This window comes from Enterocloster sp. OA13 (assembly GCF_022440595.1).
Lineage (GTDB): Bacteria > Bacillota > Clostridia > Lachnospirales > Lachnospiraceae > Enterocloster > Enterocloster hominis.
In genome coordinates, this window is record NZ_JAKNTF010000001.1 from 3,497,413 (window position 1) to 3,523,400 (window position 25,988).

Annotated in this window: 37 protein-coding genes and 1 tRNA gene; 9 read left to right on the plus strand and 29 right to left on the minus strand. The window is 44.8% G+C overall.

Features of this window, described 5'->3' with window-relative positions; all coding sequences use genetic code 11:
- Nucleotides 1–6 precede the first annotated feature (6 nt).
- Nucleotides 7–885, plus strand: a complete 879-nt coding sequence (locus MCJ35_RS15545) for an AraC family transcriptional regulator (RefSeq protein ID WP_008718098.1) — start codon at nucleotides 7–9, stop codon at nucleotides 883–885.
- 24 nt (nucleotides 886–909) lie between these two features.
- Here MCJ35_RS15545 and MCJ35_RS15550 read toward each other — a convergent pair whose 3' ends face one another.
- The 13 genes from MCJ35_RS15550 to MCJ35_RS15610 all read right to left on the minus strand — a co-directional run bounded on the left by MCJ35_RS15550 (nucleotide 910) and on the right by MCJ35_RS15610 (nucleotide 9,490).
- Nucleotides 910–1,854 carry a hypothetical protein gene (locus MCJ35_RS15550; protein ID WP_025486452.1) on the minus strand — a complete coding sequence of 315 codons (945 nt, stop codon included), beginning with the start codon at nucleotides 1,852–1,854 and terminating at the stop codon, nucleotides 910–912.
- Between the two features lie 134 nt (nucleotides 1,855–1,988).
- A complete protein-coding gene (locus tag MCJ35_RS15555; protein WP_025486451.1) occupies nucleotides 1,989–2,810 on the minus strand; it encodes an AraC family transcriptional regulator in 822 nt (273 codons plus the stop codon).
- A gap of 67 nt (nucleotides 2,811–2,877) precedes the next feature.
- On the minus strand, nucleotides 2,878–3,522 hold the full coding sequence (locus tag MCJ35_RS15560; RefSeq protein WP_008718103.1) for a DUF1062 domain-containing protein: 645 nt from the start codon (nucleotides 3,520–3,522) through the stop codon (nucleotides 2,878–2,880).
- 93 nt (nucleotides 3,523–3,615) lie between these two features.
- Entirely contained in the window at nucleotides 3,616–3,918 is a 303-nt protein-coding gene (locus tag MCJ35_RS15565; RefSeq protein ID WP_008718105.1) for a CD3324 family protein, read from the minus strand.
- 220 nt (nucleotides 3,919–4,138) lie between these two features.
- Nucleotides 4,139–4,900 (minus strand): tRNA(His) guanylyltransferase Thg1 family protein, encoded by a 762-nt coding sequence (locus tag MCJ35_RS15570; protein WP_025486450.1) that lies wholly within the window; start codon nucleotides 4,898–4,900, stop codon nucleotides 4,139–4,141.
- A 3-nt stretch (nucleotides 4,901–4,903) separates the two neighbouring features.
- On the minus strand, nucleotides 4,904–5,383 hold the full coding sequence (locus MCJ35_RS15575) for an AAA family ATPase (RefSeq protein WP_034577894.1): 480 nt from the start codon (nucleotides 5,381–5,383) through the stop codon (nucleotides 4,904–4,906).
- A gap of 48 nt (nucleotides 5,384–5,431) precedes the next feature.
- Complete coding sequence (locus MCJ35_RS15580; RefSeq protein ID WP_025486449.1) at nucleotides 5,432–5,797, minus strand: DnaJ domain-containing protein; 366 nt, start codon at nucleotides 5,795–5,797, stop codon at nucleotides 5,432–5,434.
- Nucleotides 5,798–5,951: 154 nt separating this feature from the next.
- A complete protein-coding gene (locus tag MCJ35_RS15585) occupies nucleotides 5,952–6,374 on the minus strand; it encodes a hypothetical protein (protein WP_025486448.1) in 423 nt (140 codons plus the stop codon).
- A 17-nt stretch (nucleotides 6,375–6,391) separates the two neighbouring features.
- The gene (gene rlmH, locus MCJ35_RS15590; protein ID WP_008718115.1) at nucleotides 6,392–6,871 is read right to left on the minus strand and encodes a 23S rRNA (pseudouridine(1915)-N(3))-methyltransferase RlmH; all 480 of its coding nucleotides are present in this window, start codon (nucleotides 6,869–6,871) and stop codon (nucleotides 6,392–6,394) included.
- Nucleotides 6,872–6,874: 3 nt separating this feature from the next.
- Entirely contained in the window at nucleotides 6,875–7,375 is a 501-nt protein-coding gene (locus MCJ35_RS15595) for a GNAT family N-acetyltransferase (protein WP_025486447.1), read from the minus strand.
- Between the two features lie 89 nt (nucleotides 7,376–7,464).
- Nucleotides 7,465–8,172, minus strand: coding sequence for a response regulator transcription factor (locus MCJ35_RS15600; RefSeq protein ID WP_008718118.1), 708 nt, complete (start codon nucleotides 8,170–8,172; stop codon nucleotides 7,465–7,467).
- Nucleotides 8,173–8,231: 59 nt separating this feature from the next.
- A complete protein-coding gene (locus MCJ35_RS15605) occupies nucleotides 8,232–8,969 on the minus strand; it encodes a helix-hairpin-helix domain-containing protein (RefSeq protein WP_025486446.1) in 738 nt (245 codons plus the stop codon).
- Between the two features lie 95 nt (nucleotides 8,970–9,064).
- Nucleotides 9,065–9,490 (minus strand): DMT family transporter, encoded by a 426-nt coding sequence (locus MCJ35_RS15610; RefSeq protein ID WP_008718121.1) that lies wholly within the window; start codon nucleotides 9,488–9,490, stop codon nucleotides 9,065–9,067.
- 134 nt (nucleotides 9,491–9,624) lie between these two features.
- On the opposite strand from MCJ35_RS15610, the gene MCJ35_RS15615 reads away from it, so the two are divergent.
- The 4 genes from MCJ35_RS15615 (at nucleotide 9,625) to MCJ35_RS32125 (ending at nucleotide 11,672) form a co-directional block, all read left to right on the plus strand.
- Nucleotides 9,625–10,395 carry a TMEM164 family acyltransferase gene (locus MCJ35_RS15615; protein ID WP_025486445.1) on the plus strand — a complete coding sequence of 257 codons (771 nt, stop codon included), beginning with the start codon at nucleotides 9,625–9,627 and terminating at the stop codon, nucleotides 10,393–10,395.
- Nucleotides 10,396–10,455: 60 nt separating this feature from the next.
- The gene (locus MCJ35_RS15620; protein ID WP_025486444.1) at nucleotides 10,456–10,884 is read left to right on the plus strand and encodes a C-GCAxxG-C-C family protein; all 429 of its coding nucleotides are present in this window, start codon (nucleotides 10,456–10,458) and stop codon (nucleotides 10,882–10,884) included.
- Nucleotides 10,885–11,007: 123 nt separating this feature from the next.
- On the plus strand, nucleotides 11,008–11,538 hold the full coding sequence (locus tag MCJ35_RS15625) for a DUF6756 family protein (RefSeq protein ID WP_025486443.1): 531 nt from the start codon (nucleotides 11,008–11,010) through the stop codon (nucleotides 11,536–11,538).
- Between the two features lie 41 nt (nucleotides 11,539–11,579).
- Nucleotides 11,580–11,672 carry a DUF6783 domain-containing protein gene (locus MCJ35_RS32125; protein ID WP_353656075.1) on the plus strand — a complete coding sequence of 31 codons (93 nt, stop codon included), beginning with the start codon at nucleotides 11,580–11,582 and terminating at the stop codon, nucleotides 11,670–11,672.
- A 303-nt stretch (nucleotides 11,673–11,975) separates the two neighbouring features.
- Here the strand turns inward: MCJ35_RS32125 and MCJ35_RS15630 are convergent, their stop codons facing one another.
- Nucleotides 11,976–12,521 carry a DUF5662 family protein gene (locus tag MCJ35_RS15630; protein ID WP_008718128.1) on the minus strand — a complete coding sequence of 182 codons (546 nt, stop codon included), beginning with the start codon at nucleotides 12,519–12,521 and terminating at the stop codon, nucleotides 11,976–11,978.
- Between the two features lie 236 nt (nucleotides 12,522–12,757).
- Between MCJ35_RS15630 and MCJ35_RS15635 the strand changes: the two genes are divergently transcribed.
- Nucleotides 12,758–12,955 carry a cold shock domain-containing protein gene (locus MCJ35_RS15635; protein WP_008718130.1) on the plus strand — a complete coding sequence of 66 codons (198 nt, stop codon included), beginning with the start codon at nucleotides 12,758–12,760 and terminating at the stop codon, nucleotides 12,953–12,955.
- A gap of 198 nt (nucleotides 12,956–13,153) precedes the next feature.
- Here the strand turns inward: MCJ35_RS15635 and hslO are convergent, their stop codons facing one another.
- The 3 genes from hslO to MCJ35_RS15650 all read right to left on the minus strand — a co-directional run bounded on the left by hslO (nucleotide 13,154) and on the right by MCJ35_RS15650 (nucleotide 15,404).
- Complete coding sequence (gene hslO, locus MCJ35_RS15640; protein WP_008718132.1) at nucleotides 13,154–14,032, minus strand: Hsp33 family molecular chaperone HslO; 879 nt, start codon at nucleotides 14,030–14,032, stop codon at nucleotides 13,154–13,156.
- A gap of 15 nt (nucleotides 14,033–14,047) precedes the next feature.
- Nucleotides 14,048–14,797: a class I SAM-dependent DNA methyltransferase gene (locus MCJ35_RS15645; RefSeq protein ID WP_008718134.1), complete on the minus strand. Its 750-nt coding sequence runs from the start codon at nucleotides 14,795–14,797 to the stop codon at nucleotides 14,048–14,050.
- 97 nt (nucleotides 14,798–14,894) lie between these two features.
- Entirely contained in the window at nucleotides 14,895–15,404 is a 510-nt protein-coding gene (locus MCJ35_RS15650; RefSeq protein ID WP_025486442.1) for an SEC-C metal-binding domain-containing protein, read from the minus strand.
- Between the two features lie 152 nt (nucleotides 15,405–15,556).
- Between MCJ35_RS15650 and MCJ35_RS15655 the strand changes: the two genes are divergently transcribed.
- Nucleotides 15,557–15,730, plus strand: a complete 174-nt coding sequence (locus tag MCJ35_RS15655; RefSeq protein ID WP_008718137.1) for a DUF1540 domain-containing protein — start codon at nucleotides 15,557–15,559, stop codon at nucleotides 15,728–15,730.
- 225 nt (nucleotides 15,731–15,955) lie between these two features.
- Here MCJ35_RS15655 and MCJ35_RS15660 read toward each other — a convergent pair whose 3' ends face one another.
- Entirely contained in the window at nucleotides 15,956–16,108 is a 153-nt protein-coding gene (locus MCJ35_RS15660; protein ID WP_166441696.1) for a hypothetical protein, read from the minus strand.
- A 94-nt stretch (nucleotides 16,109–16,202) separates the two neighbouring features.
- Here MCJ35_RS15660 and MCJ35_RS15665 point away from each other — a divergent pair.
- Nucleotides 16,203–16,275: transfer RNA gene (locus MCJ35_RS15665), tRNA-Ala, on the plus strand.
- Nucleotides 16,276–16,331: 56 nt separating this feature from the next.
- Here the strand turns inward: MCJ35_RS15665 and MCJ35_RS15670 are convergent.
- The 10 genes from MCJ35_RS15670 to MCJ35_RS15715 all read right to left on the minus strand — a co-directional run bounded on the left by MCJ35_RS15670 (nucleotide 16,332) and on the right by MCJ35_RS15715 (nucleotide 25,152).
- A complete protein-coding gene (locus MCJ35_RS15670) occupies nucleotides 16,332–16,862 on the minus strand; it encodes a tyrosine-type recombinase/integrase (protein ID WP_025486441.1) in 531 nt (176 codons plus the stop codon).
- An 87-nt stretch (nucleotides 16,863–16,949) separates the two neighbouring features.
- The gene (locus tag MCJ35_RS15675; protein WP_024728257.1) at nucleotides 16,950–18,524 is read right to left on the minus strand and encodes a recombinase family protein; all 1,575 of its coding nucleotides are present in this window, start codon (nucleotides 18,522–18,524) and stop codon (nucleotides 16,950–16,952) included.
- Nucleotides 18,515–20,215, minus strand: coding sequence for a recombinase family protein (locus MCJ35_RS15680; protein ID WP_024720744.1), 1,701 nt, complete (start codon nucleotides 20,213–20,215; stop codon nucleotides 18,515–18,517). The genes MCJ35_RS15675 and MCJ35_RS15680 overlap by 10 nt, the downstream gene beginning before the upstream one ends.
- Nucleotides 20,216–21,913, minus strand: a complete 1,698-nt coding sequence (locus tag MCJ35_RS15685; protein ID WP_024720745.1) for a recombinase family protein — start codon at nucleotides 21,911–21,913, stop codon at nucleotides 20,216–20,218.
- Between the two features lie 139 nt (nucleotides 21,914–22,052).
- Nucleotides 22,053–22,301: a DUF6870 family protein gene (locus tag MCJ35_RS15690; RefSeq protein ID WP_005344286.1), complete on the minus strand. Its 249-nt coding sequence runs from the start codon at nucleotides 22,299–22,301 to the stop codon at nucleotides 22,053–22,055.
- On the minus strand, nucleotides 22,282–22,662 hold the full coding sequence (locus MCJ35_RS15695; RefSeq protein WP_024720746.1) for a type II toxin-antitoxin system PemK/MazF family toxin: 381 nt from the start codon (nucleotides 22,660–22,662) through the stop codon (nucleotides 22,282–22,284). Before MCJ35_RS15695 ends, MCJ35_RS15690 begins: the two co-directional genes overlap by 20 nt.
- Nucleotides 22,663–23,235: 573 nt before the next feature.
- On the minus strand, nucleotides 23,236–23,781 hold the full coding sequence (locus tag MCJ35_RS15700) for a sigma-70 family RNA polymerase sigma factor (RefSeq protein WP_034549718.1): 546 nt from the start codon (nucleotides 23,779–23,781) through the stop codon (nucleotides 23,236–23,238).
- A gap of 254 nt (nucleotides 23,782–24,035) precedes the next feature.
- On the minus strand, nucleotides 24,036–24,467 hold the full coding sequence (locus MCJ35_RS15705) for a hypothetical protein (RefSeq protein WP_024720748.1): 432 nt from the start codon (nucleotides 24,465–24,467) through the stop codon (nucleotides 24,036–24,038).
- 4 nt (nucleotides 24,468–24,471) lie between these two features.
- Nucleotides 24,472–24,684, minus strand: a complete 213-nt coding sequence (locus tag MCJ35_RS15710) for a sporulation initiation factor Spo0A C-terminal domain-containing protein (RefSeq protein WP_024720749.1) — start codon at nucleotides 24,682–24,684, stop codon at nucleotides 24,472–24,474.
- Between the two features lie 150 nt (nucleotides 24,685–24,834).
- On the minus strand, nucleotides 24,835–25,152 hold the full coding sequence (locus MCJ35_RS15715; RefSeq protein WP_008688152.1) for a helix-turn-helix domain-containing protein: 318 nt from the start codon (nucleotides 25,150–25,152) through the stop codon (nucleotides 24,835–24,837).
- Between the two features lie 179 nt (nucleotides 25,153–25,331).
- Here MCJ35_RS15715 and MCJ35_RS15720 point away from each other — a divergent pair, with 179 nt between their 5' ends.
- Entirely contained in the window at nucleotides 25,332–25,538 is a 207-nt protein-coding gene (locus MCJ35_RS15720; RefSeq protein WP_024720750.1) for a DUF6219 family protein, read from the plus strand.
- Nucleotides 25,539–25,614: 76 nt separating this feature from the next.
- Here the strand turns inward: MCJ35_RS15720 and MCJ35_RS15725 are convergent, their stop codons facing one another.
- Nucleotides 25,615–25,986 carry a hypothetical protein gene (locus tag MCJ35_RS15725; protein ID WP_008688148.1) on the minus strand — a complete coding sequence of 124 codons (372 nt, stop codon included), beginning with the start codon at nucleotides 25,984–25,986 and terminating at the stop codon, nucleotides 25,615–25,617.
- Between the last annotated feature and the right edge of the window lie 2 nt (nucleotides 25,987–25,988).

Genomic DNA, 25,988 nt, shown 5'->3' on the forward strand with positions numbered 1-25,988 from the left:
TTTTTCATGAATTACGAACAATCACTGGAACAGGCCGTTGTGTATATTGAAAACCATCTGGGCGATGCACTGACAGTAGAGGAGGTGGCCCGCCACGCGGGCTACTCCTACTACCATCTGACCCGGGTATTCTCAGCCCTGCTGGGCGAAAGCGTGGGCAGTTATATTAAGAAACGCCGTCTCTCCAGTGCAGCCAGGGAACTGCTCTACACGGACAGACGGATTATTGACATCGCGGTCAGCCATGGCTTTGAATCCAGCGAGGCATTCAGCCGCGCCTTCAAATCCGTCTATCACGTAAGCCCTGTTAAGTACCGTCAGAACCGCCTGGAGCTTTTCATCAGCTCCAAGCCAAAAATGGACCAGCTCATGCTGGCCCATCTGACGAACAACCTGACCGTCCACCCCAGGATCCTGGAGCTTCCTGATATAAAAGCAGCCGGACTGCGCGGCTTCACCACACTTGGCGATAACGTGATTCCCGGACTGTGGGAAACCTTCCGCGCACAGATGCACCTGATTCCCAACACATTTGCGGACAGCCGCGGCTTTGGCATCTGCGAGGCCTGCGAAGACGGCAACAACCTGTATACCATGAATGATAATGTGCTGTTCCCGGAGGTGGCCGCGGTGGAGGTCTCCTCCTTCGACAACCTTCCTTCCCCCTTTATCCCCAAGATCCTGAAGGGCGGGAAGTACGCCGTATTCACCCACACGGGAAGCCTTAAAAGCCTGTCCCTGTCCTTCCGGTATATCTGGAGCACATGGTTCCTGACAACGGATGAGCAGTTGGACGAGCGGGAAGACTTTGAGCTGTACGATGAACGCTTTCTGGGGTACGACCACGCCCACAGCCAGATTGACCTCTATATCCCTGTGAAATGAAGGCCGGGGCGTCCTTCCATCCTCCTACTTCTCCATCCTTCCAAATGCCTCCAGGAAACTCAGCTTCTCAATTGCCTTGGATGCCATCCACCAGTTCTCGCTAATCGCGAATTCCTTTGGATACTCATCCCCCAGGCCAAACCATGTCCATGTAATATTCCAGACGCCTCCCGGATTTCTTGTATCCACCAGGTAATCCAGCTCCAGATTCACAACCTCCTCATTCCCAGGATAAAAGGGACATTCAGGCGACCAGATGAATTCAGACGGCCTGGGCGTATAGGATGCCCAGTTATCCGGATTGCGCTCAATGGAACGGTTCACCAGACCTGGCAGGGCTTCTTTTATGGATTCACAGTCAAAGCGGCGGCCCAGACCGCATGCCTCCAGCTCCTGGACCAGCATGCCGGTGCCTCCTGCCCCCATTTCCCCAAGATCCTCTGTCCGCTTCATTTTATCCAGTATCCGTCCAGCGTACCCGATGGCCTTTGCATAAAGCCCTGACTGCCTGTCCCCATGGCGCAGGATAAATGTACATAAGCCTGCTGAGATTCCCATATCCTGCACCCGGTTGACGGACTCATCATATGTCATCCAGGGCGCCCTGGGATAATCATCATTGGACGGGATACTGAAATTCCAGCCGTCCTCCGACATATGCACCCCGCTGTCAAGGTAGTTAAGCATTCCTTTTATGACCGGGTGGTCATTGTCCGTAAATCCAATCCGCCTGAGTATTCCCGTGACAACCAGGACAGCGTAAGGCGAGGACTCCGTATTCCAGCAATCCGGCTCCACCGCATTTCCAAATCCCCCGTCCTCATTCTGATAAAATTCCAGCATTTCCATGATGCGTTCCCTGGTCCCGCCTTCAAAACAGAACTGCCATAACGCCAGTTCCAGGGGCCGTGCATTGCGGTATATCCAGGTGCGTACTTCCCTGTATGCTGCCTTGCTTAATTTCTTCATCTGATACCTCCGAATCATGTTTGGAAAAACTATATCATAAGAGGATGCATCTGTATTGAAAAAAAACGACATCCGGTATCACGGCATCCGATACACCCTGGTCCTCCGTGCAGGAACAGCACGAAAAACAGCGTTCAGACCCACTCCAGAGCGGACTGCCTTGCCTGGTCCGGCCAGACGCCGTGAAACCGTCTGAACTCATTGAGCAGATGGGACTGGTCCGAGTATCCATACCGGTACACCGCATCCTGAATCCGGAACTCCCTTTGTCCCACTATCTCCCGCCATACATTCTGGTACCGGACCAGACTGGCTGTCCGCTTCATGGAAATGCCGATGTCCCGTTGGAAAAGGCGTTCCATCTGCCTCTGGCCCACACAGGTGTGGCCGCATAATTCTTTTACCGCAGCATTTCCCTTTGTCTTCAGGATATAGTCAATGGCATTATACAGGTTGGGATTATATTGGTCCGGCTTCAGCTTTTCCAGCAAGAACCGTTCCATCCATGCAATCCGTTCCCCCGCCAAACGGTAATAAAGAAATATATCAAAACCAGCCGTGTATCCTGGCTGCACCAGTTCCAGGTCCCACACCTGGTTATATAAATCCCTGAAATCCAAATCCAGAAACAGCCTGGCCGCCCAAAAATAAAACCTGACCGCAAAGCTGGTCACCTCATCCCCGGTCACCCTGTGCGGTTTAAACACGGAATAGTCCTGTAACCCGCACAGCCTGGTTTTTACGGTCTGTCTTGAGTGGTTGATTTCAATAATAATGTCCATGCAGGTGTCCGGGATTACCCGCACGGCGCCGCCCTTCCCGCTGCCTTCCATGGCCCAGAAACAGGCGATATAGGGGCGCAGGGCAGGGCAGGGTGCATATTCAGTATAAGAATCATCCCTTAAAAAGGGCCGCGATGTCAATGGGCGGTATCGTGTGTCAAATGCAGGTATCATGAAGCGTATTCCTTTTCCCTCAGACTTTGTCAGGTTCAGACACGCTCTAGTATAAGCCATGGGACCGTTAAATACAACCCATATCGCCTGACGCCCTCTCCATTGCCTCCTGGCCCTGTCCTATTTCCAAAGATGTCCTCACATAAAATTCCTGGCCGTCCCTTACCCTGGCATTGGCCTCAGCCTTTCCTTGCGGACACCGTATCATTTCCTGCCCGCAGAGACGTTTCACCTGGCTTCTGGAAATCCCCAGCTGTTTCGCAAACAGCGTGTCCAGCCTTGGGGTTATGCATCCTCCCAGCTTAATCTCGATTTCATCCCATCCCTCATGCCTGCACGGCACCGGGGTATCCACCGCCTGTACCGTATACCCGCTGGACGCAAGCGCCCACTCTGCCCGGTTCCTGGCAAATATGGCCGGGCTGCTTCCATATTCCGCTGCCAGATGCATGTCATTGTCAAGAAAACTCCTGTATTCCTCCTGCTTCAGACGGTCCGGTCCCACCCGTTCATATATGGTCATATTCCAGGATGTCCCGCACGTCATGCACCGGTAAATCAGCCATACATCCAGCAGGCGCCCGTTTGCATTGACGCGGAACTTCCCGCTGTTCCCAAACTCCGTTTTCTTCCCGCATTTAGGGCACCGTCTTAACACCACCGGAAGTGATTCCGGCATTATGATCCATTTTTTCCTGATATTCTGTTTCATCTCAAATCTGCCTCCGCAGTCCACTCTATCATCCGCGGACCCGGATATAAACCTCAAACTCAAGCCAGAAACAAGGAAAAGGCAGTGTATCCGCTATTCCGGTACACTGCCTTGTTTCCCCTCATTCTTTTTCCGTTCCTGAAGCACAATCCTCTGTATGCTTTTTTCCGACAGGAAATATTGCTTTGCCAGGTCCTTCACACCCAATCCCTGACTATATTTTACAAATATTTCTATATTTCTTGACTGAAGTTCCTCTCTTGCCCGGGAAGCCTCTCCCCAGCCCTTTTTATTTTCCTGCTTTCTGGGGATGTATACATATTCCCCGTCAATATAATCCTGAATCAACTCCACCAGTTCCACCGGAAGAATCTCATTTGCTTTCTGATAGCGCATCGCTGCCTCCCAAACATATTCTGCTGTCCGGAATAGCAAAGGCTATACAATTACTCTGTTTTCACTGCATCAGCCCATGCTATGCAGCGATAATATATTTCCTCATAAAAACAGGGCCTCCTTATCATGTTTATCCATTAACCATTGGCTTGTCCATTATATCATGGAAACCGTGGATTAAAAACCTCACGCATTTTACAGAAACATTCTTAATCTTCTTTTAATCCTGCGGAATCTGTGAAATGACCCAGTCCGTATACGCCTCACCGATTTCCAGGTCCATGTTCACGTCAAGCCTGCTCCGGATGCTGGTTACCTCCTCATCCTTCACCGGATTATATCCTTTCTTCTCATAGGATGAGTAGTATAAGCCCACCCCGCGCTTCTGCCAGTTTGGCAGATCATTGAAATTGATATTCCTGGAAAACAGGAGTTCATTCTTAAATGCAATGGTCTTTCCCTCAATCTCCCTTGTGGCTTCCCTGGCAGACATGCCCTCCCTGCGCAGAAGCCAGTAACAGTGGGCATTCAGGGAGTTCCTGTGGGCATCCTCCTGCCTCCAGGAAAAATAGTCCTTCACGCATTCCAGATTGGGCAGCGGCACCACCCTGCAGTCAAAGCAGGCCAGTACCCCCAGGCGCAGTGAGAAAAATGCGCTGGCCTCCCCTGCCAGGACAGAATTAATCTTCCTTGTCTTCCTGCCAAATGTATTGTCCCTTGGATGGAACAGCAGGGAAATCTCATCACTCTGGGTGTAGCCGTACACAATGCGAAACCCACAGTCCATCAGATGCTTCACCGTATCAACCATGGCATCCCTGAACCGGATGTCAAAAGGCGCCTCGAACCGGCAGGTTTCCTTGGTCAGCTTTGTAAAATTCCTCCCGTCAATCCTCACCGCCATATAAAGCTCCGGAAGGATGGTCTGATCCAGGGAAGTCTCAAACCTGCGCATGCCTGTATCTAATTCATCAAAAATCATTGTCTATCCCTCCATCTTATCATTCCACACATCAACCACGAATGCATCATCCTGGATCCGCACAAAATACAGTACGTCGAATCCCTCCCCATAGGAGGGAAGTTCCAGACGGTTTGAGGTGCAGGCAATCGCCCTGCTGGGAATACACGCCTTTCCAAGGCGCTGGGAATTGCGCTCCACACAGTCCCTCACAATGGACTGGAAAAAGTATCCTTCTATCCGGTATCCATGCTCCCTGGCCGCCTTTATGTACCGATTCCTGTCCTCTGCGGTGGGATTTGTATTGTCCACCACAAACGATACCCGTTTCTGCAGGCACTCCTCTAATAACGCCGCCTCCTTGTTCCTGGTGTGCAGCGTGTCCAGATTGATATGTACAAAATCCGGCGGGAAATGCTGTTTAAAAAAAGTAGATTTCCCGCTTGCCTGAATACCGGTGAAAATAACGGCTTTGGGCGCCTCCGCCTCCAGCTTGTGCTCCATTGTTTTCCGTCCTCCTGTCATTATCCGGTTGTCCATGGTCCATCCAGGCTAAAATTTCCTGCTGATGATGAACGTAAGCAGCGCCAATAGGAATATCAGCAACTCCTTCAGAGGGTTTTCGGCAATATCATCCACCAGCTGTTCCAACCTTGTCTTCCTGTGATTCTGCCGGACCTTCTGTTCCAGTTCCTCCATGGTCATGACGGCCCGGCTCTGCTCCGCATCATAGCATTTCCGTCTGTCCGCATCCGACAGTACCATGTAAGCCTCCGTCAGCTCCTTTGCCTGCTGGTCGTTGAACGCCCGGCCCTCCATCTCATACCATCGCTTCTCCCGCTGGAACGCGGCGTCGATTTCTTCCGGGGCAGCGTCCGGATTCAAATGCAGGATTGTATAGTAGCCGTTCTTTTTCATGTGTCCTCCTAATACCAGGGATGTCCCGGCATCAGTCCGGGACTGCCATCCACACCTATTCATCCATCCCTGCGGCTGATACCTGACAAGCGTCCAAAAAAGGGGATAAGAAGAACCTTTCAGAATGAATCAGTTCATGATTGCATCCGTAATTTTATCCAGCGGTATGCCAGGGCTTTGATGATACCGGGCATACAGGAACCTCTTCCCCATCCTCCCCTGCTTCCTCCCAAGACAAGATATCATAGTCCCCTTTTGCTACCTGAACCAGTTCCCCGTCCAGGATACTGTATACATCGTCCAGATAGATTAAATCAAACGAATCAATTTCCCTTAGATCGCAGGACCCAATATAATCTATGTACGCCTTTTTCCATAAATCCCCTGTATCCCACTGCTCCATTTCTGCGGCTTCTTCTGTATATGCCACTGTGGAAATACCTATTTCCTCTTCTTTCTCTGCATTACCCCCGCAGGAGGTAAGGATGCCAAGTGTCAGGATACATGGGATTACCCGTAAATATTGTACATACATTCTCCGGCACCGCTTCTTTCCACCAATAAAGCCGTTTTCCATCAGCACGGTCCTCCCCGCTACTTATGGTACGGTTCCCCGGCCATAATCCGGTAACTCCTATATATCTGCTCCAGCAGCACCACCCGCATCAGCTGATGCGGAAATGTCATCTTTGAAAAACTCAGGGCATAATCCGCCCGCCCCATCACCTCATCCGACAGGCCAAGGGAACCGCCAATCACAAACACAATATGGCTTATGCCATCCACCCCCAGCTTCTGAAGCCTGGATGCCAGCTCCTCACTGGAAAGCATCCTGCCTTCAATTGCCAGGGCAATCACATAAGCCCCATCTTTAATATTAGAAAGGATGCGCTGCCCTTCCTTATCCTTAATCTGGCGTTCCACGGCCTCACTGGCCCCATCCGGCGTCTTCTCGTCCTGCACCTGGACAATATCCAGCTTGCAGTAACGGCCAAGACGCTTGGAGTACTCCTTTATGGCATCCTCAAAATACCGTTCTTTTATCTTTCCTACCGTTACAAGTGTTATCTTCATCCGTTAAAACTCCAGTACCATGTCATACCACACAGCCCCGCCGTGAACTGACTTTGAAACACCCATATTCACATACCCGAACTTCTCATAGTAACCGATAAGCCTGTCCTTGCACGTCAGTATAAGCCCTTTCCTGCCCTGCTTCCCTGCGGTTTCTATCATGGTCTGCATAAGCCGGGAGGCCACCCCCATATGCCGGTACCCTTCTATCACATCCAGCCCGAAAATACTCTGGTACGCCCCCTTGGGGTCATGCAGGGAAATATCCTCAAACATCTCATCTGCAATCGTCCTTTCATCTGTAACCGCGCCATTGATGAAACCAATGATCCGCCCGTCCGCTTCCGCCACCAGGAAGCTCTCCCCAAATGCCTCCAGACGCGCTTTTAAACTTTCCCTGTCAGCCGCCTCCGCTGCCGGAAAACAATTAAGTTCCACCTGTGCCACCTGATCCAAATCATCCGGCACCGCTGTCCTGATTCTGTATGCATCATTCCCTGTCATCTGTATGTCATCCTCTCAGCCTACCCGGCCATCCTCTAAACCCATCCAGCCATCCTCTAAACCCATCCGGCCATCCTCTCAGCCTTTTCTCAGCCCTTTACGCGGAAATAGTAACCAACGCCCCACTTCGTATGTACATACTTTGGGTCGCTTGGGCTTGGCTCTATCTTTTCCCTCAGCCTTCTCACATGGACATCCACGGTACGGACATCGCCGCTGTCCATGGCCTTGTTGCCCCACACATAGGTGAGCAGGGCTTCCCTGCTGTATACCTTGTTGGGATTGCGCACCAGAAGCTCCAGCAGGTCAAATTCCTTGGCTGTCAGGTTAATCTCCCTCTCGCCGATAAATACCCTGCGGCTTTCCGTATCCATCTTAAGGTCACCCTGGCCAATGACGCTGTTGTTGGCTTCCTCCTTCTTCAGGCGCTTGTTCTTGGAACTGCGCCGTATGATGGCCTTGATCCTGGCCTTGACTTCCAGGATGTTAAAGGGCTTGCTTATATAGTCATCCGCCCCATACTCCAGTCCAAGGATCTTATCCATGTCCCCGCCCTTGGCGGTCAGCATGATGATCGGCATGTCGGAAAACTCCCGGATGGCCTGGCAGACCTCATAACCGTCCAGTTTGGGAAGCATCACATCCAAAAGCACGATATCGTACTCCGTCTTCTTAGCCAGTTCCACTGCTTCCTCGCCATCATATGCACAATCCACTTCCATACCATCCTGTTCCAGGCTGAAGCGGATACCTTTTACAATTAATTTTTCATCATCTACAACTAATACTCTCGGCATGTTCATTCCCCTTATCTATCAATGGCGGCCCAAATCAAACCTCGGGCCGCCCAACTCTTTTATACTGTGATACTGTCCTTAATCTTTTCAAACGCAGCGTCCTTGATGCCGGACACATTCATAATATCCTCTATGGACTGGAATCCGCCATACGTTTCCCTGTAGCGGATAATATCCTCTGCCCTGGACTCCCCGATACCGCGAAGGCTCATAAGCTCCTCCCTGGTAGCCGTGTTGAGATTCACCATGGACCTGGTCTTTGCTTCAGGATCCGCAGCGGGCTTGATGCCCTGTGCCTCCCACTCTTTTACCTGGCTCTCACTGGGAACTTCCAGCTTCATACCGTCCCTCAGCGTCTCCGCCAGGTTCAGATAATCTGCCGCTCCGCCGTCCACAATGCCTCCGGCCGCCTCAACCGCCTCATATACCCTGCTTCCCTCCGGAAGGCCGTATACGCCCGGCTGTCCCACCTCTCCGCAGACATGTACATAAACCATGGCGGCAGATGGTTGGGTGGAATCCGGCTGTCCGGAATCAATCTGTCCTGAATCCGTTTTTCCTGAACCGCTCTGTCCTGAATCCGGTTTTCCCGAACCGCTCTGTCCTGAATCCGGTTTTCCTGAACCGTCCTCTTCCGAATCCGGCTGTCCTGAATCTCCCAAATCCATAACAATTCCTTCATTTCCGGAATCAACCGCACAATCCGGCTGCCCGCCGCAACTATAACATATGCCTGCAGCCAACATGCATATGACGATGGCAGGAACCTTTAATGTTTTTAAAGATATAAGTCTCATCTGAATGGTATCCCTCCTTTATACGGGTACCATCCCAGCCTGATAGTACTATTCTAACTGTTAGTCTATTTAAATACAAGAGTTATTTCCAATTTTTATCTTTCAAAAACAATGATTCCGCCGATGGCAATGGCAGCGCCAATAAGCTTATGCCATGCAAATGGGCTTTTTTCCACGCCGAACATACCAAACAGCTCAATCCCATACGCCACGATAATCTGGGAGATGACGATTAAGAGGGCTGTCTGGGCAGGTCCCAGGCTGGCCATGCTGCGGATGACCGTGTATGTGATGAGCGCCCCCAGGATACCTCCCACCATAACATATTTTGGCGTTACCTGCATCAGACCCGCAATAGGCTCCCTTCCCGTAAAAAGCCAGATTACCACACAGGTAATAAACGCGGTCAGCTGTACCCAGCCCGCAGCCACCCACACGCTGGTCTGCTTGGTAACCTCCGTATTAAATACGCCCTGTATGCTCATTAATGCGCCTGACAGCAATGCTATGACAAATCCCATATCTTTTCTTTCCTGCCTTTCCATTATTTTTCCTGTTTCTTTAGCTTTCCCCTTGAATATAATTTTATTCTAAGTGAAGGAGTTGTCATGCATCTGCATATGATGTATAATCGTTCCCACAGGAGGCACTGTCTATGAGTACCATTGCAAAGGCTTTATTCCAGATGTCATCGTGGCCCATGAGGACACCTGTTCCATATTCCGGCTTCCATCTGGTTTTTGGAGGAGCCGGCATCCTTGCCGCCATTTTCCTGGCATGGAAACTGTCCCGGAGCAGGCATCTGCACGTCCTGTCCGCCTGCGGCCTGATCCTGGCTGTCAGTGAAATTTATAAGCAGGGATTCCTGTATTATATTGTCAACGGGGAACAATATGACTGGTGGTATTTTCCGTTTCAGCTGTGCAGCATCCCCATGTACCTGTGCCTGCTGCTTCCATTCATCGGGCCGCGGATGTCCTCCCGTCCAGCAAAAGCAGTATATACCTTCCTGCAGGACTTTGCCCTGTTAGGAGGCGTCATGGCGCTGGCAGAACCCAGCGGGCTGATGCATCCGTATCTTGTATTAACCCTTCACGGGTTCATATGGCATTTTATCCTGATTTTCATTGGACTTTACTGTGCATTTACCGGTAAGGGCGGACGAAGCCTGTCTGACTTTGGGGATACGCTGCCATTATTGTGCGGGTGCGCTGCTGTTGCCACCCTCATCAATGTGGCATCCCATCCTTATGGAAATGCCGATATGTTCTACATCAGCCCCTATTACCCCAACGGACAGGTTGTCTTTCATGAGATTGCCCTGACCATCGGGACGGTTCCAGGTAACATACTGTATCTTTTATCTGTGGCCCTGGGCGGTTTTCTGTTCCACGTCATGCTCAGGCATATCCCACGGCAGTCTTAATGCCCGCTGGGATCATATTACAAAAAACACGGTTATATTTTATAATAAGGAGATTTGAATATGTCAAAGATATCAGGAAACGAAAGAGCAAAACAGGCAATCGCATTCCATGACAGGGGCTTCAACTGCGCCCAGTCTGTTGCATGCGCATTTACGGATAAAACAGGGATGGATGAAAAGACCCTGTTCCGGATAACCGAAGGACTTGGCCTTGGAATGGGCTGTATGGATGCAACCTGCGGGGCAATCTCTGCTGCCGCTGTATTGTCCGGCCTGAAATGCAGCACCGGGCATACCCAGGCGCCGGATTCCAAGAAGATTTCGTATGAGGCATCCGCCTCCTGCCTCAAGGCATTCCTTGAAAAGAACGGCAGCCTTACCTGCCGTGAGTTAAGGGGTGAGGATACAGGGACACCGCTGCGTTCCTGTCCCGGATGTATTGAAGATGCGGTTCAGATCATTGACGGACATCTGTTTCCCGAGGAATAGGAAAAGCTGGCTATGATAAGGCGAATCAGAAGTTGCGTTTGGATGCCTTTGGCGTAAAAGACGGGAAAAGTGCCGGCCAACGGATTGGAACTCATGAACTGAAACAGGAGCAGCAGTGTAGGGATGAAGAAAGTGCCATATGATTTATTCCGGATAGAGAATGAGATAATAGAGAAATGCAGTATATCTGTAAACCGTTTCCATAAGGTCAGCAGCACTCAATGGGAAAACATATATCAAACGATTGCAGAAAAATATGCCGACAAAACAGGAACATGGAAAAACGGTTTACATTGGGCTAATATCAAAGGTTACAGTCCAAAAAGCATGAAAAACTTTTTAGGGAGTTTTCCAGTTGATGGTTCAACATGGTTTTATCTCCTGCCGCAGATCATATCAGGGGATGAGATGGTTTATTTTTTAATTGACAAAGGCAGTGATTGGTATTTGGGGGAAAAGTTTTGGATATTTGAAAGCTATGTACCTGAATTAGCAGAGGCGCTTAATTTGTTAAATCAAACTGCCTTTTTAGATACCGGATGGGCGGACTATTATATTATTTCAAAAAAATTCCAATGGCTTATAGGCTTTAATCACCATGATATAATTTCATGTGTTGGAGAGGGGTTAAATCTTAATTGTCTCAAAAATTAAGTAATAAAACAAGTTCCGGTCCGTCGGACTAATTTGCTAGGGTGTGTTTGAAAATTGCTTTCCGTCGGCTGTGCGTCCCACTTTGTGGGAGATTTGGTCCCGATGATGGAGGCGTAGCGGGCTACGCTGACTGAATCGGGGCCAAATATACCGCGAAGTGGGGCGTGCTTTGTCCTAAGGGGGTACCTCTGGTGGATTCCTTAGGGCAGACGGCGGGAATGAATTTTCAAACAGGCTCCGGGGCATACCTGCAAATTCATTTTAAATAAAGTTGTCTGGATATCAGATGCCATTCATCAGTTGGCATTCTGTATTTTTATGAACTGCATGAATAAATGAATCAGCGGAATGTAGTTTGTCTACCGTTTGAAAGCTGGCTTCACTTAGCATTTTTTCTTTATCCGGCATTCCTTCCGGCTTTCTTTTTTCCTTTTTCCTTAATAACTCCCTTTTTTCAGCAGCTTGCGAAGATAAGCATAGGTTGCCTCTTCGCCCTTATCCTTCAGCATGATAAGCAGCTTTTCCAGCAGCGCCCTTGTTCTTGGATGGATGGTGATATACTTTTTGGTATATTCATAATATTCCAGCGGGGCCGCGCTGGTGTAGTCCTTTCCTTTATACACTTCGCAGGCCGCAATCCTGTCGCATATCATCTCAGCCACATACCTGACCGGCATTTTGTTGCCCACCAGTCCCTCTTCCTTGTGGTTGGAAATATCAATCCAGTACTCATAATGGTGCTTATTCCTGCCTTTGTGGTGCAGCCAGGCCCTGGAATACCCCACGTCCTCCCGCTCTGCAGCGTTCGGGCTTCTGTCGCCCTGGTAGTACCGGACACCCGTCCAGAATTCCTCAGGGCTGTACTTGGAAAGATCATGTGTCAGTCCCTGCCAATACAGGCCGATTTTAAAACAGTGCCTGCGCACCAGGCGCCTGTGTTTTGTAATGGTGCAGTAATGCCTCCATATATTTTGAACCTTCATTCATAAATCCCTTCTTTTTTTACCCTTTATGCCAGTTAGTATATCATATAATTCACCCTTTTGCCCTTTTTTCTTCATATTTTAACCTTTGAACAATAGAATCTAAGGTTTGTATAAATTGTTTATGCTTTATCACCAAAAACGTTTGACACTTTTCAACATTTGTGATATCCTAAGGACAGTTGCGAAATAACTTGCAACAGAACAATTTTTTTATATTTTTTGGAGGTATCGTAATGAAAGGTACAGTTAAGTGGTTCAACAACCAGAAGGGTTACGGATTTATTTCAGATGAGCAGGGCAACGATGTTTTCGTTCACTATTCAGGTCTGAACATGGATGGCTTCAAGTCCTTAGATGAGGGCGCAGAAGTTGAGTTCGAAGTAGTTAACGGAGCTAAGGGTCCTCAGGCTACTAACGTAACCAGATTATAATCAATGAACAACAGTGTACCTTTTTCAAACATATATCATCATTGATAGAGTTGAAGTAAGTTATATCTGATTTCAAATGATTACAAGTAAGAGCCAGTCTTCTGACTGGCTCTTGTTGTTTTCTGTCCTATATCCGTGGAATCAGTGTCTTCCCTCCATGTCTTCCCTCCGCGCCTTCCCTTTATCCGCCATCCAATCCTACCTGGCGCGTTCCAGTATGTCCTTCAGGTCGTCGGTTGAGAACTCATAGTGCTTTCCGCAGAAATGGCAGTTCACCTCAATGGGCTTTCCGTCTTCAATCATTTCCTGGATATCCTTTTTTCCGACACTGATTAATGCCTTTTCCACCCTGCTCTTGGTACAGTTGCAGTAGAACTGCACCGGGGTCCTGTCGTTTATCTCCAGCCCAAACTCACCGAGGATGTATTCCAGTATCCGCTCCGGGGTGTTGCCCACATCCAGCAGCGTGGTAATGGAGGATATCTCCTTAAGCTTGTCTTCCAGCCTGCCGATGACTGACTCGGATGCCCCCGGCATCAGCTGGATCATGAAACCTCCGGCCTGACGCACCGTGTTATCCTTATTCATCAGGACGCCCAGGGCCACGGAGGAAGGAATCTGTTCCGATGTGGCATAATAGTAGGTAAGGTCCTCTGCAATCTCCCCGCTTACCAGAATGGTCTGCCCCACATATGGCTCTTTCAGGCCGATATCCTTAATCACACTCAGGACGCCCACGCCCAGGGCGCCGCCCACATCCAGCTTCCCCTTTGCATTGGGGGGCAGCATGACCATGGGATGAAAGGCATATCCTTTTACATTCCCAAGGGAATCAGCGGTCACGGTTAGTCCGCCTATGGGTCCGTCCCCCTGTATCTTCAGGGTCAGAAGGTCCTTTTCCCCCTTCATGTCAATCCCCATCATGACTCCTGCGGTGAGAAGCCGTCCCAGTGCAGCGGTTGCTACCGGGCTGGTATTATGGGCCTTTCTTGCCTCTTCCACCAAGTCCCTTGTGGTGGAGGCAAATGCACGGATTTCACCGTCCGCCGCAGTTGCTCTTATCACATAATCTGACATTGTATCTCTCCTATCCTATTTTCCGTTTTCCCGCGCAATCACGTAAATCCGTTCACTGTCCTGCTGCACGGGATTCCGGGTGCAGGCGTCATATGCCGCCACAAACTCCATCCCAGCCTCACTGACTGCCCGCCGGACCTCGTCCAGACTGTATGCGCGCTGGTAATGGGTTTCCTCAAATTTCCTGTAAAGCTCCCCTTCCTTCACAAAAAGGGTCAGGTCATATTCATTGACCTTGTCTTCCTCATCATAAAAATTATTCCAGATAAAGCTGGATTCTTCCCTGTCCTCTGCAAATGTATTGTCAGCCAGCATTTCCCTGTACTTATATTCTGTGTTAAGGTCAAAAATAAATACGCCTTTGGGGTCCAGATAATTGTTGACCAACCGGAACACCTCCACCAGTTCCTCATATTCCATCATATAATTCATGGAATCACAGATGCTGATGACAGCCCTTACCGTTCCATACAGTTCAAAACCGCGCATGTCCTGCAGCAGGTAAAGGATATCCAATCCCGATGCATTGCGCTTGTTCATGGCTATCTGGAGCATTTCCCCGGAATTGTCAATCCCGATCATATCGTACCCGGACCTTGCCATAAGCTCGGTCAGGCTGCCGGTCCCACAACCCAGGTCCAGCACCAGTCCATCCGTGACCTGGTATTCCTTAAGAAGTCCTGTGACATAGCCGCACCACTCTTCATAGGGTACATTGTCCTGGAATATATCATAAACCTCCGCAAAACCAGTGTAAGCCTCCATCCTTCATCCTCCTGCTTTCCATACTGCAAAAGCGCCTGCCCGGAGCTTCCTCCGGACAGGCGGCTTACAATCAGACGTCCTCAGACACATATGGATCCTATGCGTTCTTACCGCAGCACTTCTTATACTTCTTGCCGCTTCCGCATGGGCACGGATCGTTGGGGAAAACTTTCTTTCCCTTGCGGACTGTGCCGGAAGCCTTCTGCGCCTTGTAAAGCTCCTTGCGCTTCTCAGGCGTAAGGATGCTGTCCCACTGTGGAAGTTCAAACAGCCAGTTGGCCTTTGCCTCTACCATATTGTAATACAGCTTCTCAGGGTCAATCTCAATCTTGACCTGGGTGTCCTCTTCCATTGTCTCAATCGGGTTCTCGTATCCCTTAAGACTCTCATTGATTCCATCCAGGAATCCGGTCATGATCAGGATTTCAGTCTCATACTTCTCAGCCAGTTCTTTTACGGTTCCGGTAACTACTTCCCCTGGATTGCTGAGGATCTGCTCATAAATTCCTTTTTCAATCTGAAAATATCCAGCCCACAATTCTTCTTTCTTTTTATCATCCAGGCCGTCGCCATACGCCAGATTTCTCCATGTCTCTAACAGTGCCATAGTAAAACCATCCTTTTTGTATTATTTATGTGCTAGTCCATAGTATATAACAAAAGTAAAGATTTTTCAAATATATTTTACGCTTTACATACTTTTCGGTTTTGTGCAGATAATAAACATGTAATCCAATCAAAATTAAAGGAGGTTTTTCCATGAAGGTAAATGGCAAAAACGAGAGCATTGAATGTACCATCAAGAACTGTACGTTCCATGACCAGAAAGAAAACTACTGTACCCTGGACAGGATCAAGGTTGGCACACATGAGGCAAACCCGACACAGAAGGAATGTACGGACTGTGAGTCTTTTGTAAACAAGGCTCAGTAAGTCAGGAATTGGGACAAAACTTTGGCCGCATAACGGCAGGGTTTTGTCCCAGTTTTTATATAAATGTGGATAAGCCGTTTTATTTTTCAGATAATAACACTTTATCCACAATCTTTTCCACATTATTGTGGATAAGTGGATAATTCGTGTAATTTCGACAAAATAAAAGTACCCCTGGGCGCGAGGGACAGTCGAAAGAATGTCCCATCGCCTCCCGCGGCGTACTTAACATGGTTTCCGTTTGGTATTAGGTCCCATTCCTTCCCTGCGGGAGTTATGGGTCTGGTTCTGGTTTTCCGGTTTTTGTTTTTCTGTTATGCTGTTGAACATTTCATTTGATTTCTTCCTTGCGGCCTTTTCTTCTAAATCCCTGTCCATTATCATCACCTCAATGATAGTATGGCAGGGACAACTGATTTCCACTCCATGATGTTCTTGTAATTTTTTCCATTTGTGCTATAATATATCTCATGGGGACATAGCTCAGCTGGGAGAGCGCTGCGTTCGCAACGCAGAGGTCGCGGGTTCGAATCCCGTTGTCTCCATTATATGATGTGCTGAAGGCCTTGATTTTTAAAGGGTTTAGCCTATTTTTTTTGCTTTATACAGCCTGACTTTTTGAATAAATTTGAATACATTTGCTATTAGCCGTTAATATTGAGTTGTTTTTTATTTTTTTTGTTATATCCTCCCTGAACGGATTATAAATATATTTAAGTGTGGTTTCCAAATCCGTATGCCCCAGCCAACGTCTGATCTCATCTAGCGCAATCCCTGATACATTCATCCGAGATGCTACTGTCCGCCTTATACAATGCGATCCTTTCTCTTTCTCGAACCCGATTGCTCTTTCAGCCCGCCTAAGTTTATTTAGGAATTGAAGCTTAGTCTTCCGCGCCCCCACTTCATTACAGAAAATATATTCCGAAAGAACTTGGCTACTATTCTTAATTAATTTAAGCATATTAATAACAGAATCCGTTAAGACCAACTCTCTATATCCCGCTTCGGAATCTGACTTTACATATTCCACTATATTACCAGAACTGTCTTCCATTCTTTGAATAAAAATCGTTTCATTTTTCCAGTTTATGTCGCTCCATTTAAGAGCACATAATTCTGCTTTTGTCAATATAAGTCTAAAAAAAATTTGCTTTTAATTCGCAAAAAGCACCACTGTTTTCATCCAGTGATGCTCCTGCGAACAATCTTATTCCGTTTATGCTTTTTCTTCTTTGTAGAAAATGTCATCCATCTTCCAGCTTATCTCCATACGACCTGGTTCATAAATAAAGACTTTCTCAATAATCTTTGACAGCTGTATTTTGTCAAAATCCTGCAATGCTGCAATCTCATTTACTTCCATTTCTTTTTCTGTTGCTTCATCACATTTTTTCTTCGCTACTGCAATCTCATTCTCCAATTCTGCTATCTGCAAAGTGATTTCTGAAATACGGGAAGTCGTTTTTTCCAGTTCTTCCATATACCCTTCCTTGTCCAACACTTCTGAACGATAATCAGAATACAGTTTCATTTTTCTTGACGAGAGTCGCTTTTTTTCACTTTCCAGTGTTGCGATATTTTCTTCTTTCAAAATTGTTTTATGCCATTCTCTTTTCTTTTTCTCAAGATTTTCCGAAATGAATTGTGCCATATTTCTGGCTGCATCCAGTACTGTTTCTTCTGCTTCTTTCCTGTCCATTTTACTTTCCGCACACCCACTAAGACCGCTGATATGTGCCTGCATACAGCGATACCCAGTCTCTCTGCTGGTAAAACCAAGTCTTCTTCCACAGGTCGGGCAAAAGAAAATAGGGCAGGCTACTCCTCTTTTTGCAAGAACTTTTTTCTGGTTAGTAAACGCTTTCTCATTTGCTTTCCGGAATAATTCATCGGATATAATTGGTTCATGTGCATTTTCTACAACAATCCACTCCTCTTTATCATTGGAAACCAATTTATTGCTTCCTGTTCTTGCCACTCTCTTTTTATTCCAAATAATTTTTCCAAGATACACTTCATTTTTGAGCATATCTGAGATTGTCGTGACTGACCAGAGTTTCTTTTCTTTTTCGTTTTCTCTGTGCATTTTTATACCTTTTCTGCACATATACTCCCGGCATGTAAGCACATGGGTTTCGTTCAGATATTTTGCTATCTGTCCTTTTGTTTTCCCATCTGCCGCCATTGTGAATATCAGTTTCACTATTTCAGCCGCTTCTGGGTCTATAACCAGATGATGCTTATCTTCTGGATCTTTAATATATCCATATTTGGGAAAAGCCGGCATATATTCACCGTTTTTAGCATGTGTTTTCATAGCAGAACGAACTTTTCTGGACAAATCTTTGCTGTACATTGCATTCAGCATATTTTTTAACGCTACACTCATTCCTCCAGTAAAACCAGAGGAATTGATACTGTCAAAGCCATCGTTAATTGAGATAATTCGAATACCAAGGACTGGCAGGATTTTTTCCAGATAATTCCCCACTTCCAGATAATCTCTTCCAAATCTTGAAAAGTCCTTTATAACAATACTTTTTATACGTCCTGCTTTTGCATCTTCCATCATCCTCTGAAAGCCAGGACGGTTAAAGTTTGTACCACTGTACCCATCGTCTACATATTCAACTACTGGACAGTTAGCAAATTCGTCCTGTTTTTTGATAAATTCGTTTATCAGCATTCTCTGTGCACTGACACTGTTACTTTCGGCTTTTATACTGCCATCTACATCATTATCCTCCGACGAAAGTCTGATATAAACAGCGATACATTCTGTTACTGGCATAACTCAGCCTCCCGTTCTTTTGCATATTTTCTTAATTCTTCCAACATATCATCATACACCAAACGTACCGTAATAGAACCGCTTTCATGTATTTCGATTTTTTCTACAAAAGCATTGACCATTTCCTTTGTCAGCGTTCTCGTATTGCGGTATTTATTGATCAATGTTTCCCATTCTTCCTCTGTGTGAAAATTTTTTTCATATCCAACCTGATGCTTTAATAAAATTTCCATGTTATTCTGGATCTCTTTTTCTGTTTCCGCATCCTGCTTTGAAAATGTTTCATACTGCTCTGCATCAATAATACGGCACACATAATCCTCAAACAATCTTTCCCGGTGTACTGCCACTTTTTCCAGTTCTTTCCGGCATTTCTTGATTTCCCTGTTAAACACATCATATTTTTTAATGCTTTCCTGTCTTTGATTCAACCGCCGAATCAAATCTACATTTTCAACATATACATTGATATGTGCACGTATCACACGCAGTACATAATCATTCACTTCCAAATCAGTGATAGAATGTGGCGTACACTTCCCGTAGAGCTTATTATTTCCACAGTAAAACCTACGATGATTGCCTTTTGTTTTCCCATATAAATACATGGTTTTTCCACAGTCTGCACATACAATTTTCTGCTTGAAAAAGTTGAAGTCTCTTACATTATTGCCATTTGATTTACGAGCTTCATTAACCCGTTTTACGATATGACCAATCTTTTCCTGTACCTCATCAAAATCCTTTCTGCTCACAAGTGCCTCATGGGTATTTTTGATGATGATCCATTCTTCTTTCTGATTCATTTTCTGTCTCTGTGCTGCCCAGGAATCATTGGTAAACTGATTATGCACACTATCACCGGCATAATATTGATTCTCAAGGATTTTGTGGACTGTTCCTCCACTCCATGTCCATGTCGCTGACTTTTCATTTGCTTTTCCTGCTTTATCCAGCTTGTAGGCTTTCGGGCAGAGATACCCATCCGCATTTAATTTCCGGGCAATCTCTGCATAAGTCATTCCATCAATAAAATACTGAAATATCTTTTTCACCACTGGTGCTGCTACCGGATCTGGAATCAGCTGATGAGGATTATCCTTGTCTTTTTCATAACCATAAGCCATCTGACCGGAAGGAAATTCGCCATTTGCCCAGCTCGTCCGGTATGAACTTCTTATTTTCTTTGCCAAATCTCTGGAATAAAACTCATTATACACGTTTGACATGCTGATCAGCAGGCTTATGTCATCTCTGAACGAATCATAATGATCATTCACCGAAATAAAACGCACATTAAAGAATGGGAACACTCTTTCAATATAGCTTCCTGCCTCTACATAATTTCTTCCAAGTCTAGAAAGATCTTTAACAATAACACAGTCAATATTTCCCTCTTTGATGTCCTGCATCATCTCATTAAAACCATCTCTCTCAAAATTAGTTCCGGTTTTAGATATATCATAATATTCCTTTGCAACCACGATATCTTTCTGTTCTTTTACGAAATTATGAAGCAGAACCATCTGCGTTTCTATCGTATTTCTTTCTCTGTTCTTTTCACTCTCATAGGAAAGCCTTGCATAAAGGGCTGCATGTGAAACTTTTTCACACTGGTTTTCAGCTTCTGTAACCAAATTTTCTTTATTTCCAACATTTACATAATCTACTTTTCTTGATTTTCGAGCCATTTATACGACCTCCCTCTTTTGAATTTCTATTCTTCCGTCCATACCTGTGCTGACATCGCATCCCACCGACTGTATCTGCCGTAACAGAGATTGATAACAATCATCAAAATTAAATCTGACTTCAATATGTTTTTTGTCATATACTAATATCTGGTCAATCAGTTCAACAGCAACAGTTCTTGTAAGTTCCTGTATATTCTGATGCTCGGCAAAATAATCAAGCCAATGATATTTATCACTTTTTGATTCCAGGACTTCACTGATCTGTTGATCAATGCTTCGGACTGCTTCCTCGGCTTTTTTCCGTTTTTCTGTGTACCCGTCATGAAGCTCTTTATAATCTTCTTTTGAAATGATTCCTTCACGGAAATCCTCATATAGATAATCTCTTAACTCCCGGCATCGCACGGCTTCTTTTTCTTTTGCTTCTTTTCTAATTTCCAGTTCTTTTATATCCAATTCTTGAAATGGTACTTCATGGATAAAATCCATGATTTTTTTCATATCAAGGATATTCTCAATATGGATTTTTACCAGTTCCAATACTGTTTCTTCTAGTTTACCCATTGGTATTCTGTGTGCTGCACACGCTTTCGTAGCCGCATGTCTGGAACAGATATAGTAAGCGTATACCTTTCCTCCTGCCGGAACATCCCGTTTGATCATCATTGCCCCACAGTCTCCACAAACCGCAAGTCCAGATAATGGATATACCTTTTCCTCGTTCGGAGAAGTCCTTGTATCTATCCCTAATAATCTCTGCACCAGTGCAAATTCTCGTTCTGATACGATAGCCTCATGATTTTTTTCAATTCTAACCCAATCTGTCTCCGGCTTTTTCATCAATTTTTTTACTTTATGGTTTGGTGTTGTTCTTTTTCCCTGCACCAGAGTTCCAGTGTATACTTCATTTTCAAGGATTCTTTTTACCGACATGGCGCTCCACTCTGCCTGTTCGTGTGTTTTAAAATTATCCTGAATCCTTATTCCAAGACTGTGCTTATATTCCATTGGTGAAAGAACACCCTGTTTGTTCAATGCATTGGCAATTGCTGTCTGGCTCATACCTGATAATTTCATGCGGTAAATTTCTTTGACGATACCTGCCGCATATGCATCTAGCACCAGTTTGTTTTTATTATCTGAATCTTTCTGGTAGCCATACGGTGTAAACGCTCCAATATATTCCCCATTTTTTCTCTTTACTTCCAGGTGGCTTCTTATTTTGATAGAAATGTCACGGCAATATGCATCGTTAATGAGATTCTTGAAAGGAATCACGATTTCGTCTGCCTGACTTTTCCCTTCCAGGCTGTCATAATGATCATTGACCGCAATAAACCGCACGCCAAGTGCCGGAAATAATCTTTCGATATATTTTCCGGCATCAATATACTCACGTCCAAAACGGGAAAGGTCTTTTACAACGACACAATCCACAATTCCTTTTTTGATATCTTCCAGCATCATCTGAAATGCAGGACGTTCAAAATTAGAACCGCTGTAACCGTCATCCACCCGTTCTGATACAACAACTATATCCTTTTTATCTTTTAGGAAATTTTTTATCAGATCTTTCTGATTTGAGATACTGTTGCTTTCACGCTTTCCAGCAGTAGCAACATCGCCATCTTCTTTCGATAAACGAACATAAATGGCTGCATGATAGATTTTCTTTGAATTGTTAATTTGATTCATCTTCATCCTCCTTAGTTTTACCTTTCCATCAACATTGGTAAAACCCAGAGGGTGAGTCGATTTTGTCCTGATATGAATGAGGAGTCCTGAATTCCTCGTCTCCATATTAACATAACTCTTCAGATTTTACCATCACTTTTTATACAGAAAGCAAAAGTTCCTCAAATGCATCTTCAAAAGATACTCCATTGTTTGCAAACCTTATTTTCACTTTTACATTTCCTATACAGACAAGATAGGGATTTCCCACCTGTCTGAGATATTGAGCTATTCTTTTTTCCTTCGTCTGATTCCGGTCAATCCTTATTTTTCGGATATCCTTCAATTCCTTCAGATCCACATCATCAAAATCCGTTTCCAGATAGTTTCTATATTCTTCTGCCGTCATGCACTTCTCCTTCCATTCCCATCTGAATCCGTACTGCTTTCAGTACCCGATCCAGGATCCACTTATTTACTCTTCCGCATTTCTCAATAATACATTTTGTGGAAATGCTCATAACCTGTTCAGCCAGTGCCAAACTTCCTTTTCGGATTCCCGTCATATCATATTTACTGATAAATACATGTGTTGGCAAATACCGTTTCTTATATATTCTTGATGTCAGCGGAACTACCGTTATGACTGAACTGTATGTATTGGCTTTATTATTGCTCACTACGATCACCGGTCTTACACCACCCTGAACAGATGTTGTAGGAAACATACCGAGATCTGCCCATAAGATATCTCCTCTTCGAATCGTCACTTGTCATCTCTCCAATCTTTTTTTATTTGTAAAGCATTCATAGCGCTATATTGGCTCCACAGGGATACGGCAGAGTTCCTTTCCAAGCTGGAAAGCTCTGCCGCATAACCTCTATAGCCAATTTGATTATTAAACAGTGCTCGCTCGATTCTATTTATCCTCGATACCCCGAATCGTTACTCCTGCATCTGCAGGAAGGGAATAATAACCTGTCCGGATGCTACACTCCGGACCACAACCCAAAAACTCTCATTTCCAGGCTCTGGCAGTTCATAGGTTTACCAGTTACAGACTTCTCAGGGTCTGCAAGTGTATCGCATCTCACACATGTCCTCGCATCACCAGCCTGCCAACTGGCTTTGGTCAGTGCTTTTTCGCAGCATTATTAGCTCTAAAAATGTTTTTACGTCTTATAATCCTATAGCGGCATCTTCCTCGTGCTCACTGTATGAAATGTCACGTCAGTTATTATTGGATATTCAGTTATCATGGTGCAATTTAGGGAGTCCTTAAAGCTCCTCTAATTACTAAAGTCAAATGACTTCGGCAGATGCAAAAAATTTTCAAAATTTTTTAAAAAAATTCTTTCATATACATTTCACGCATTTTATTAAGGATCGTTTTCAGCTTGTACGCTAATACTTGTCTGGAAATCCCCATAATCTCTGCCATCTGCGTCTGAGTCTTATTTTCAAAGAAAATGCCATAAATAATCATGCGTTCCTCCGCATTCAGCTTATCGATCACTTTGTGAATATCCTGCTGTTCCATTTTTGTCAGTACACTGTGCTCCACATCACAGTTCAAATCCGGGAAATCCTCAATCATGAATCCTTCTCCATCAATAGACTGTCCACTGTAAGGTACCTCCCGCAGCATCTTATCCACGACCTCTCCTAATTCGTTCTTAATCTCAACTTTTTTTGCCTTGCTACTTCTGTAAAAATTGTTCATCGCATACGCAACTTCTTTTGTAATCTCGATCATTTCTCCATCAATATTTGCGTAGTACTTTCCTTCATAAAAATATGGGTGTTCAATGTACATATCCGTTCCTCCTAAATTTGAAATCTTGTTGCTCGTTTCAAATCCAGAAGGCGGACCTCTGTTTAGAATCATGCCTGCTCCGCCTTTATCCTGCCGGGATACGCCCGCAGTTATTGGCTGAGAAATTCAGGCACGAAAAAAAGCCCCAGTAGTTTTTTCTTAACTACTGAGGCTTTCGTCTCTTTCTTGTATTCAGTTATCTATGCCTTCTTTCATCAGCATAATCATTGTATCAGGATAAAGTTCACAAAGTATCCGCAATATGTTCCCATAAGTTCATATCATTATTGGAATCGTACATATTTCAGTATAAAAAGTTCACCGTGTTATTCTTCTACTTCTTTTCCATCTATATATAGTTGAAATTTATCAGGATTATTGACTACATCATAGTCCTTTCCATATTCTACAGGTCTGTATTCGGCTGTCATTACCGATTCCCCATCTTCAATATCCTCTTTCCATAAATAGATGTTCATATCAAGACTCGTCGCATATCCCCTGTCTGTGGAGAATTTTGTCGAATAAAAAGAATCATCCTTGTACATCTGCAAAAGCTCTCTTACAAACGCTTCTCTATCCTCAATATTTTTCCGGTTAGCAACCACGGTTAAATTTTCATCCCGATTTACGGAAAATGTTCCAACTACATCCGGTTCGCCTTCCTTATGACCAGATTCAGATTTCCCATAAATACTTCCTGCAGCAATTATCAAGATCACTGCTCCTGAAATCAATGCAATTATCTTTTTCTTCATATTTTTATTTTCCTTTTAGTTTTTTTACTGCGTAATTGATTACTTCTTCCGGTGTAGGTCTTTCTCCTTTAAGTGTCATTTTCTTCCATTCTTCCTGCACAGCCGGATCAGGATTATCAAATCCTGCATCTATGGCTATCTGCATTTCTCTGCGTACTTCTTCTGGTGTTGTGTTGTACTTTTCTGCAATCTTCTCATAAATAGTTTTTTCTCTCATTCATTTTCCTCCGATATATAACTGGATTTACAACTTGTTCTATAGAACCAATTTAGCATATTTCTATTATCATGAAAAGACACTTTACAACTTAAATCTGAATAAATGGTCAAAAAAAGAAGAGCTACTTGCTCTTCCCAGTTTGTCATATCACTCTTCCAATAATGTGTGAATTACTTTGATGATTTTTTTCTGTTCTTTGATTGGAAGTTTTTCAATTTTTTCTGTCAGTTCATTTGTAACACCTGTAACTGAATGTGCCACAACATCAATTAAAAGAGTATCTGCAGAAACATCTAACGCATTTGCAATTGCAACAAAGGTATCCAATTTTGTAACTTTCAAGCCTCTCTCTATTACACTCACATGCGTCGGGCTTAAATTTACTAATGCAGCCAGTTCCTCTTGTGTGAGATTTTTTGCTTCTCGTGCCGATTTGATTCGCTGTCCTACTGCTTTCAAATCCATCGTAACACCTCCTCCGGAACGAATAATCGTTCTGGATTTAGTATACTTGTGGATGTCTTCAATATACAGAATCGCAAAACCAAGTTCTAATTCTATAGAACTATATTTCAAGATTTTCTTTGCATTTTCGTAAAAAAGCGTTATGATTGAATCAGTTAAATCAAAGGAGGTATCAAATCATGAAATCACATAAATACTGGTCCTTAGGCGCACTTTTCTGTATGTTGGGATGCATTTATTCTGGAATCAAAAAATCTATGACTGCACATAAATACTTTGCCTATTCTTCATTGCTTTGTATTGGCATGTCCATTTATTCCGGTCACAAACTGGTTTCTCCAAAGAAGAAAAAAATCACTGAATCAAATAATAGTGAGAATAGTTAAATGAAAATTTGACCTTTATTCATCAAAGACAAAGTTGCTGGAGAATATTTTTTCTCTCCAGCAACTTTCTTTATCTTTAAGCCATTGAAATACAATACTGTCCAATCAGCTTCGTCCAACTATTATATTTATTCTTTTCACACACCTTTCGGCAAATTTCATTTTCCATCAATACACAGAACATCTTATCATAATCAAATGCCCAAACAGCACCATTCACATGGTTTTCCACTGCTTTCTGATCTATGCTCTTTAAGCGTGTGACCATTTTTTCAATTTCTCCATTTCCCAAGTTACCGATATTTTTGCAGATAAACCGAAAGAAATTCAACGTTGCATATTCGTCATGCCAATGGAACTCTTCTGGATTGTTTTTAATTTTACTGGCTCGTTGCTGTTCTTTGATTATCTGATCAGCTACACCTTTCATCGAATCTTCGTATCTCATAT

Bases quoted from the DNA above. Each gene is read 5' to 3' on its own strand.
- MCJ35_RS15545 (WP_008718098.1), top strand. From the start codon at position 7: ATGAATTACGAACAATCACTGGAACAGGCCGTTGTGTATATTGAAAAC.
- MCJ35_RS15550 (WP_025486452.1), bottom strand. From the start codon at position 1,854: ATGAAGAAATTAAGCAAGGCAGCATACAGGGAAGTACGCACCTGGATA.
- MCJ35_RS15555 (WP_025486451.1), bottom strand. From the start codon at position 2,810: ATGATACCTGCATTTGACACACGATACCGCCCATTGACATCGCGGCCC.
- MCJ35_RS15560 (WP_008718103.1), bottom strand. From the start codon at position 3,522: ATGAAACAGAATATCAGGAAAAAATGGATCATAATGCCGGAATCACTT.
- MCJ35_RS15565 (WP_008718105.1), bottom strand. From the start codon at position 3,918: ATGCGCTATCAGAAAGCAAATGAGATTCTTCCGGTGGAACTGGTGGAG.
- MCJ35_RS15570 (WP_025486450.1), bottom strand. From the start codon at position 4,900: ATGATTTTTGATGAATTAGATACAGGCATGCGCAGGTTTGAGACTTCC.
- MCJ35_RS15575 (WP_034577894.1), bottom strand. From the start codon at position 5,383: ATGGAGCACAAGCTGGAGGCGGAGGCGCCCAAAGCCGTTATTTTCACC.
- MCJ35_RS15580 (WP_025486449.1), bottom strand. From the start codon at position 5,797: ATGAAAAAGAACGGCTACTATACAATCCTGCATTTGAATCCGGACGCT.
- MCJ35_RS15585 (WP_025486448.1), bottom strand. From the start codon at position 6,374: ATGGAAAACGGCTTTATTGGTGGAAAGAAGCGGTGCCGGAGAATGTAT.
- rlmH (WP_008718115.1), bottom strand. From the start codon at position 6,871: ATGAAGATAACACTTGTAACGGTAGGAAAGATAAAAGAACGGTATTTT.
- MCJ35_RS15595 (WP_025486447.1), bottom strand. From the start codon at position 7,375: ATGACAGGGAATGATGCATACAGAATCAGGACAGCGGTGCCGGATGAT.
- MCJ35_RS15600 (WP_008718118.1), bottom strand. From the start codon at position 8,172: ATGCCGAGAGTATTAGTTGTAGATGATGAAAAATTAATTGTAAAAGGT.
- MCJ35_RS15605 (WP_025486446.1), bottom strand. From the start codon at position 8,969: ATGAGACTTATATCTTTAAAAACATTAAAGGTTCCTGCCATCGTCATA.
- MCJ35_RS15610 (WP_008718121.1), bottom strand. From the start codon at position 9,490: ATGGGATTTGTCATAGCATTGCTGTCAGGCGCATTAATGAGCATACAG.
- MCJ35_RS15615 (WP_025486445.1), top strand. From the start codon at position 9,625: ATGAGTACCATTGCAAAGGCTTTATTCCAGATGTCATCGTGGCCCATG.
- MCJ35_RS15620 (WP_025486444.1), top strand. From the start codon at position 10,456: ATGTCAAAGATATCAGGAAACGAAAGAGCAAAACAGGCAATCGCATTC.
- MCJ35_RS15625 (WP_025486443.1), top strand. From the start codon at position 11,008: ATGAAGAAAGTGCCATATGATTTATTCCGGATAGAGAATGAGATAATA.
- MCJ35_RS15630 (WP_008718128.1), bottom strand. From the start codon at position 12,521: ATGAAGGTTCAAAATATATGGAGGCATTACTGCACCATTACAAAACAC.
- MCJ35_RS15635 (WP_008718130.1), top strand. From the start codon at position 12,758: ATGAAAGGTACAGTTAAGTGGTTCAACAACCAGAAGGGTTACGGATTT.
- hslO (WP_008718132.1), bottom strand. From the start codon at position 14,032: ATGTCAGATTATGTGATAAGAGCAACTGCGGCGGACGGTGAAATCCGT.
- MCJ35_RS15645 (WP_008718134.1), bottom strand. From the start codon at position 14,797: ATGGAGGCTTACACTGGTTTTGCGGAGGTTTATGATATATTCCAGGAC.
- MCJ35_RS15650 (WP_025486442.1), bottom strand. From the start codon at position 15,404: ATGGCACTGTTAGAGACATGGAGAAATCTGGCGTATGGCGACGGCCTG.
- MCJ35_RS15655 (WP_008718137.1), top strand. From the start codon at position 15,557: ATGAAGGTAAATGGCAAAAACGAGAGCATTGAATGTACCATCAAGAAC.
- MCJ35_RS15660 (WP_166441696.1), bottom strand. From the start codon at position 16,108: ATGGACAGGGATTTAGAAGAAAAGGCCGCAAGGAAGAAATCAAATGAA.
- MCJ35_RS15675 (WP_024728257.1), bottom strand. From the start codon at position 18,524: ATGCCAGTAACAGAATGTATCGCTGTTTATATCAGACTTTCGTCGGAG.
- MCJ35_RS15680 (WP_024720744.1), bottom strand. From the start codon at position 20,215: ATGGCTCGAAAATCAAGAAAAGTAGATTATGTAAATGTTGGAAATAAA.
- MCJ35_RS15685 (WP_024720745.1), bottom strand. From the start codon at position 21,913: ATGAATCAAATTAACAATTCAAAGAAAATCTATCATGCAGCCATTTAT.
- MCJ35_RS15690 (WP_005344286.1), bottom strand. From the start codon at position 22,301: ATGACGGCAGAAGAATATAGAAACTATCTGGAAACGGATTTTGATGAT.
- MCJ35_RS15700 (WP_034549718.1), bottom strand. From the start codon at position 23,781: ATGATTCTAAACAGAGGTCCGCCTTCTGGATTTGAAACGAGCAACAAG.
- MCJ35_RS15705 (WP_024720748.1), bottom strand. From the start codon at position 24,467: ATGAAGAAAAAGATAATTGCATTGATTTCAGGAGCAGTGATCTTGATA.
- MCJ35_RS15710 (WP_024720749.1), bottom strand. From the start codon at position 24,684: ATGAGAGAAAAAACTATTTATGAGAAGATTGCAGAAAAGTACAACACA.
- MCJ35_RS15715 (WP_008688152.1), bottom strand. From the start codon at position 25,152: ATGGATTTGAAAGCAGTAGGACAGCGAATCAAATCGGCACGAGAAGCA.
- MCJ35_RS15720 (WP_024720750.1), top strand. From the start codon at position 25,332: ATGAAATCACATAAATACTGGTCCTTAGGCGCACTTTTCTGTATGTTG.
- MCJ35_RS15725 (WP_008688148.1), bottom strand. From the start codon at position 25,986: ATGAGATACGAAGATTCGATGAAAGGTGTAGCTGATCAGATAATCAAA.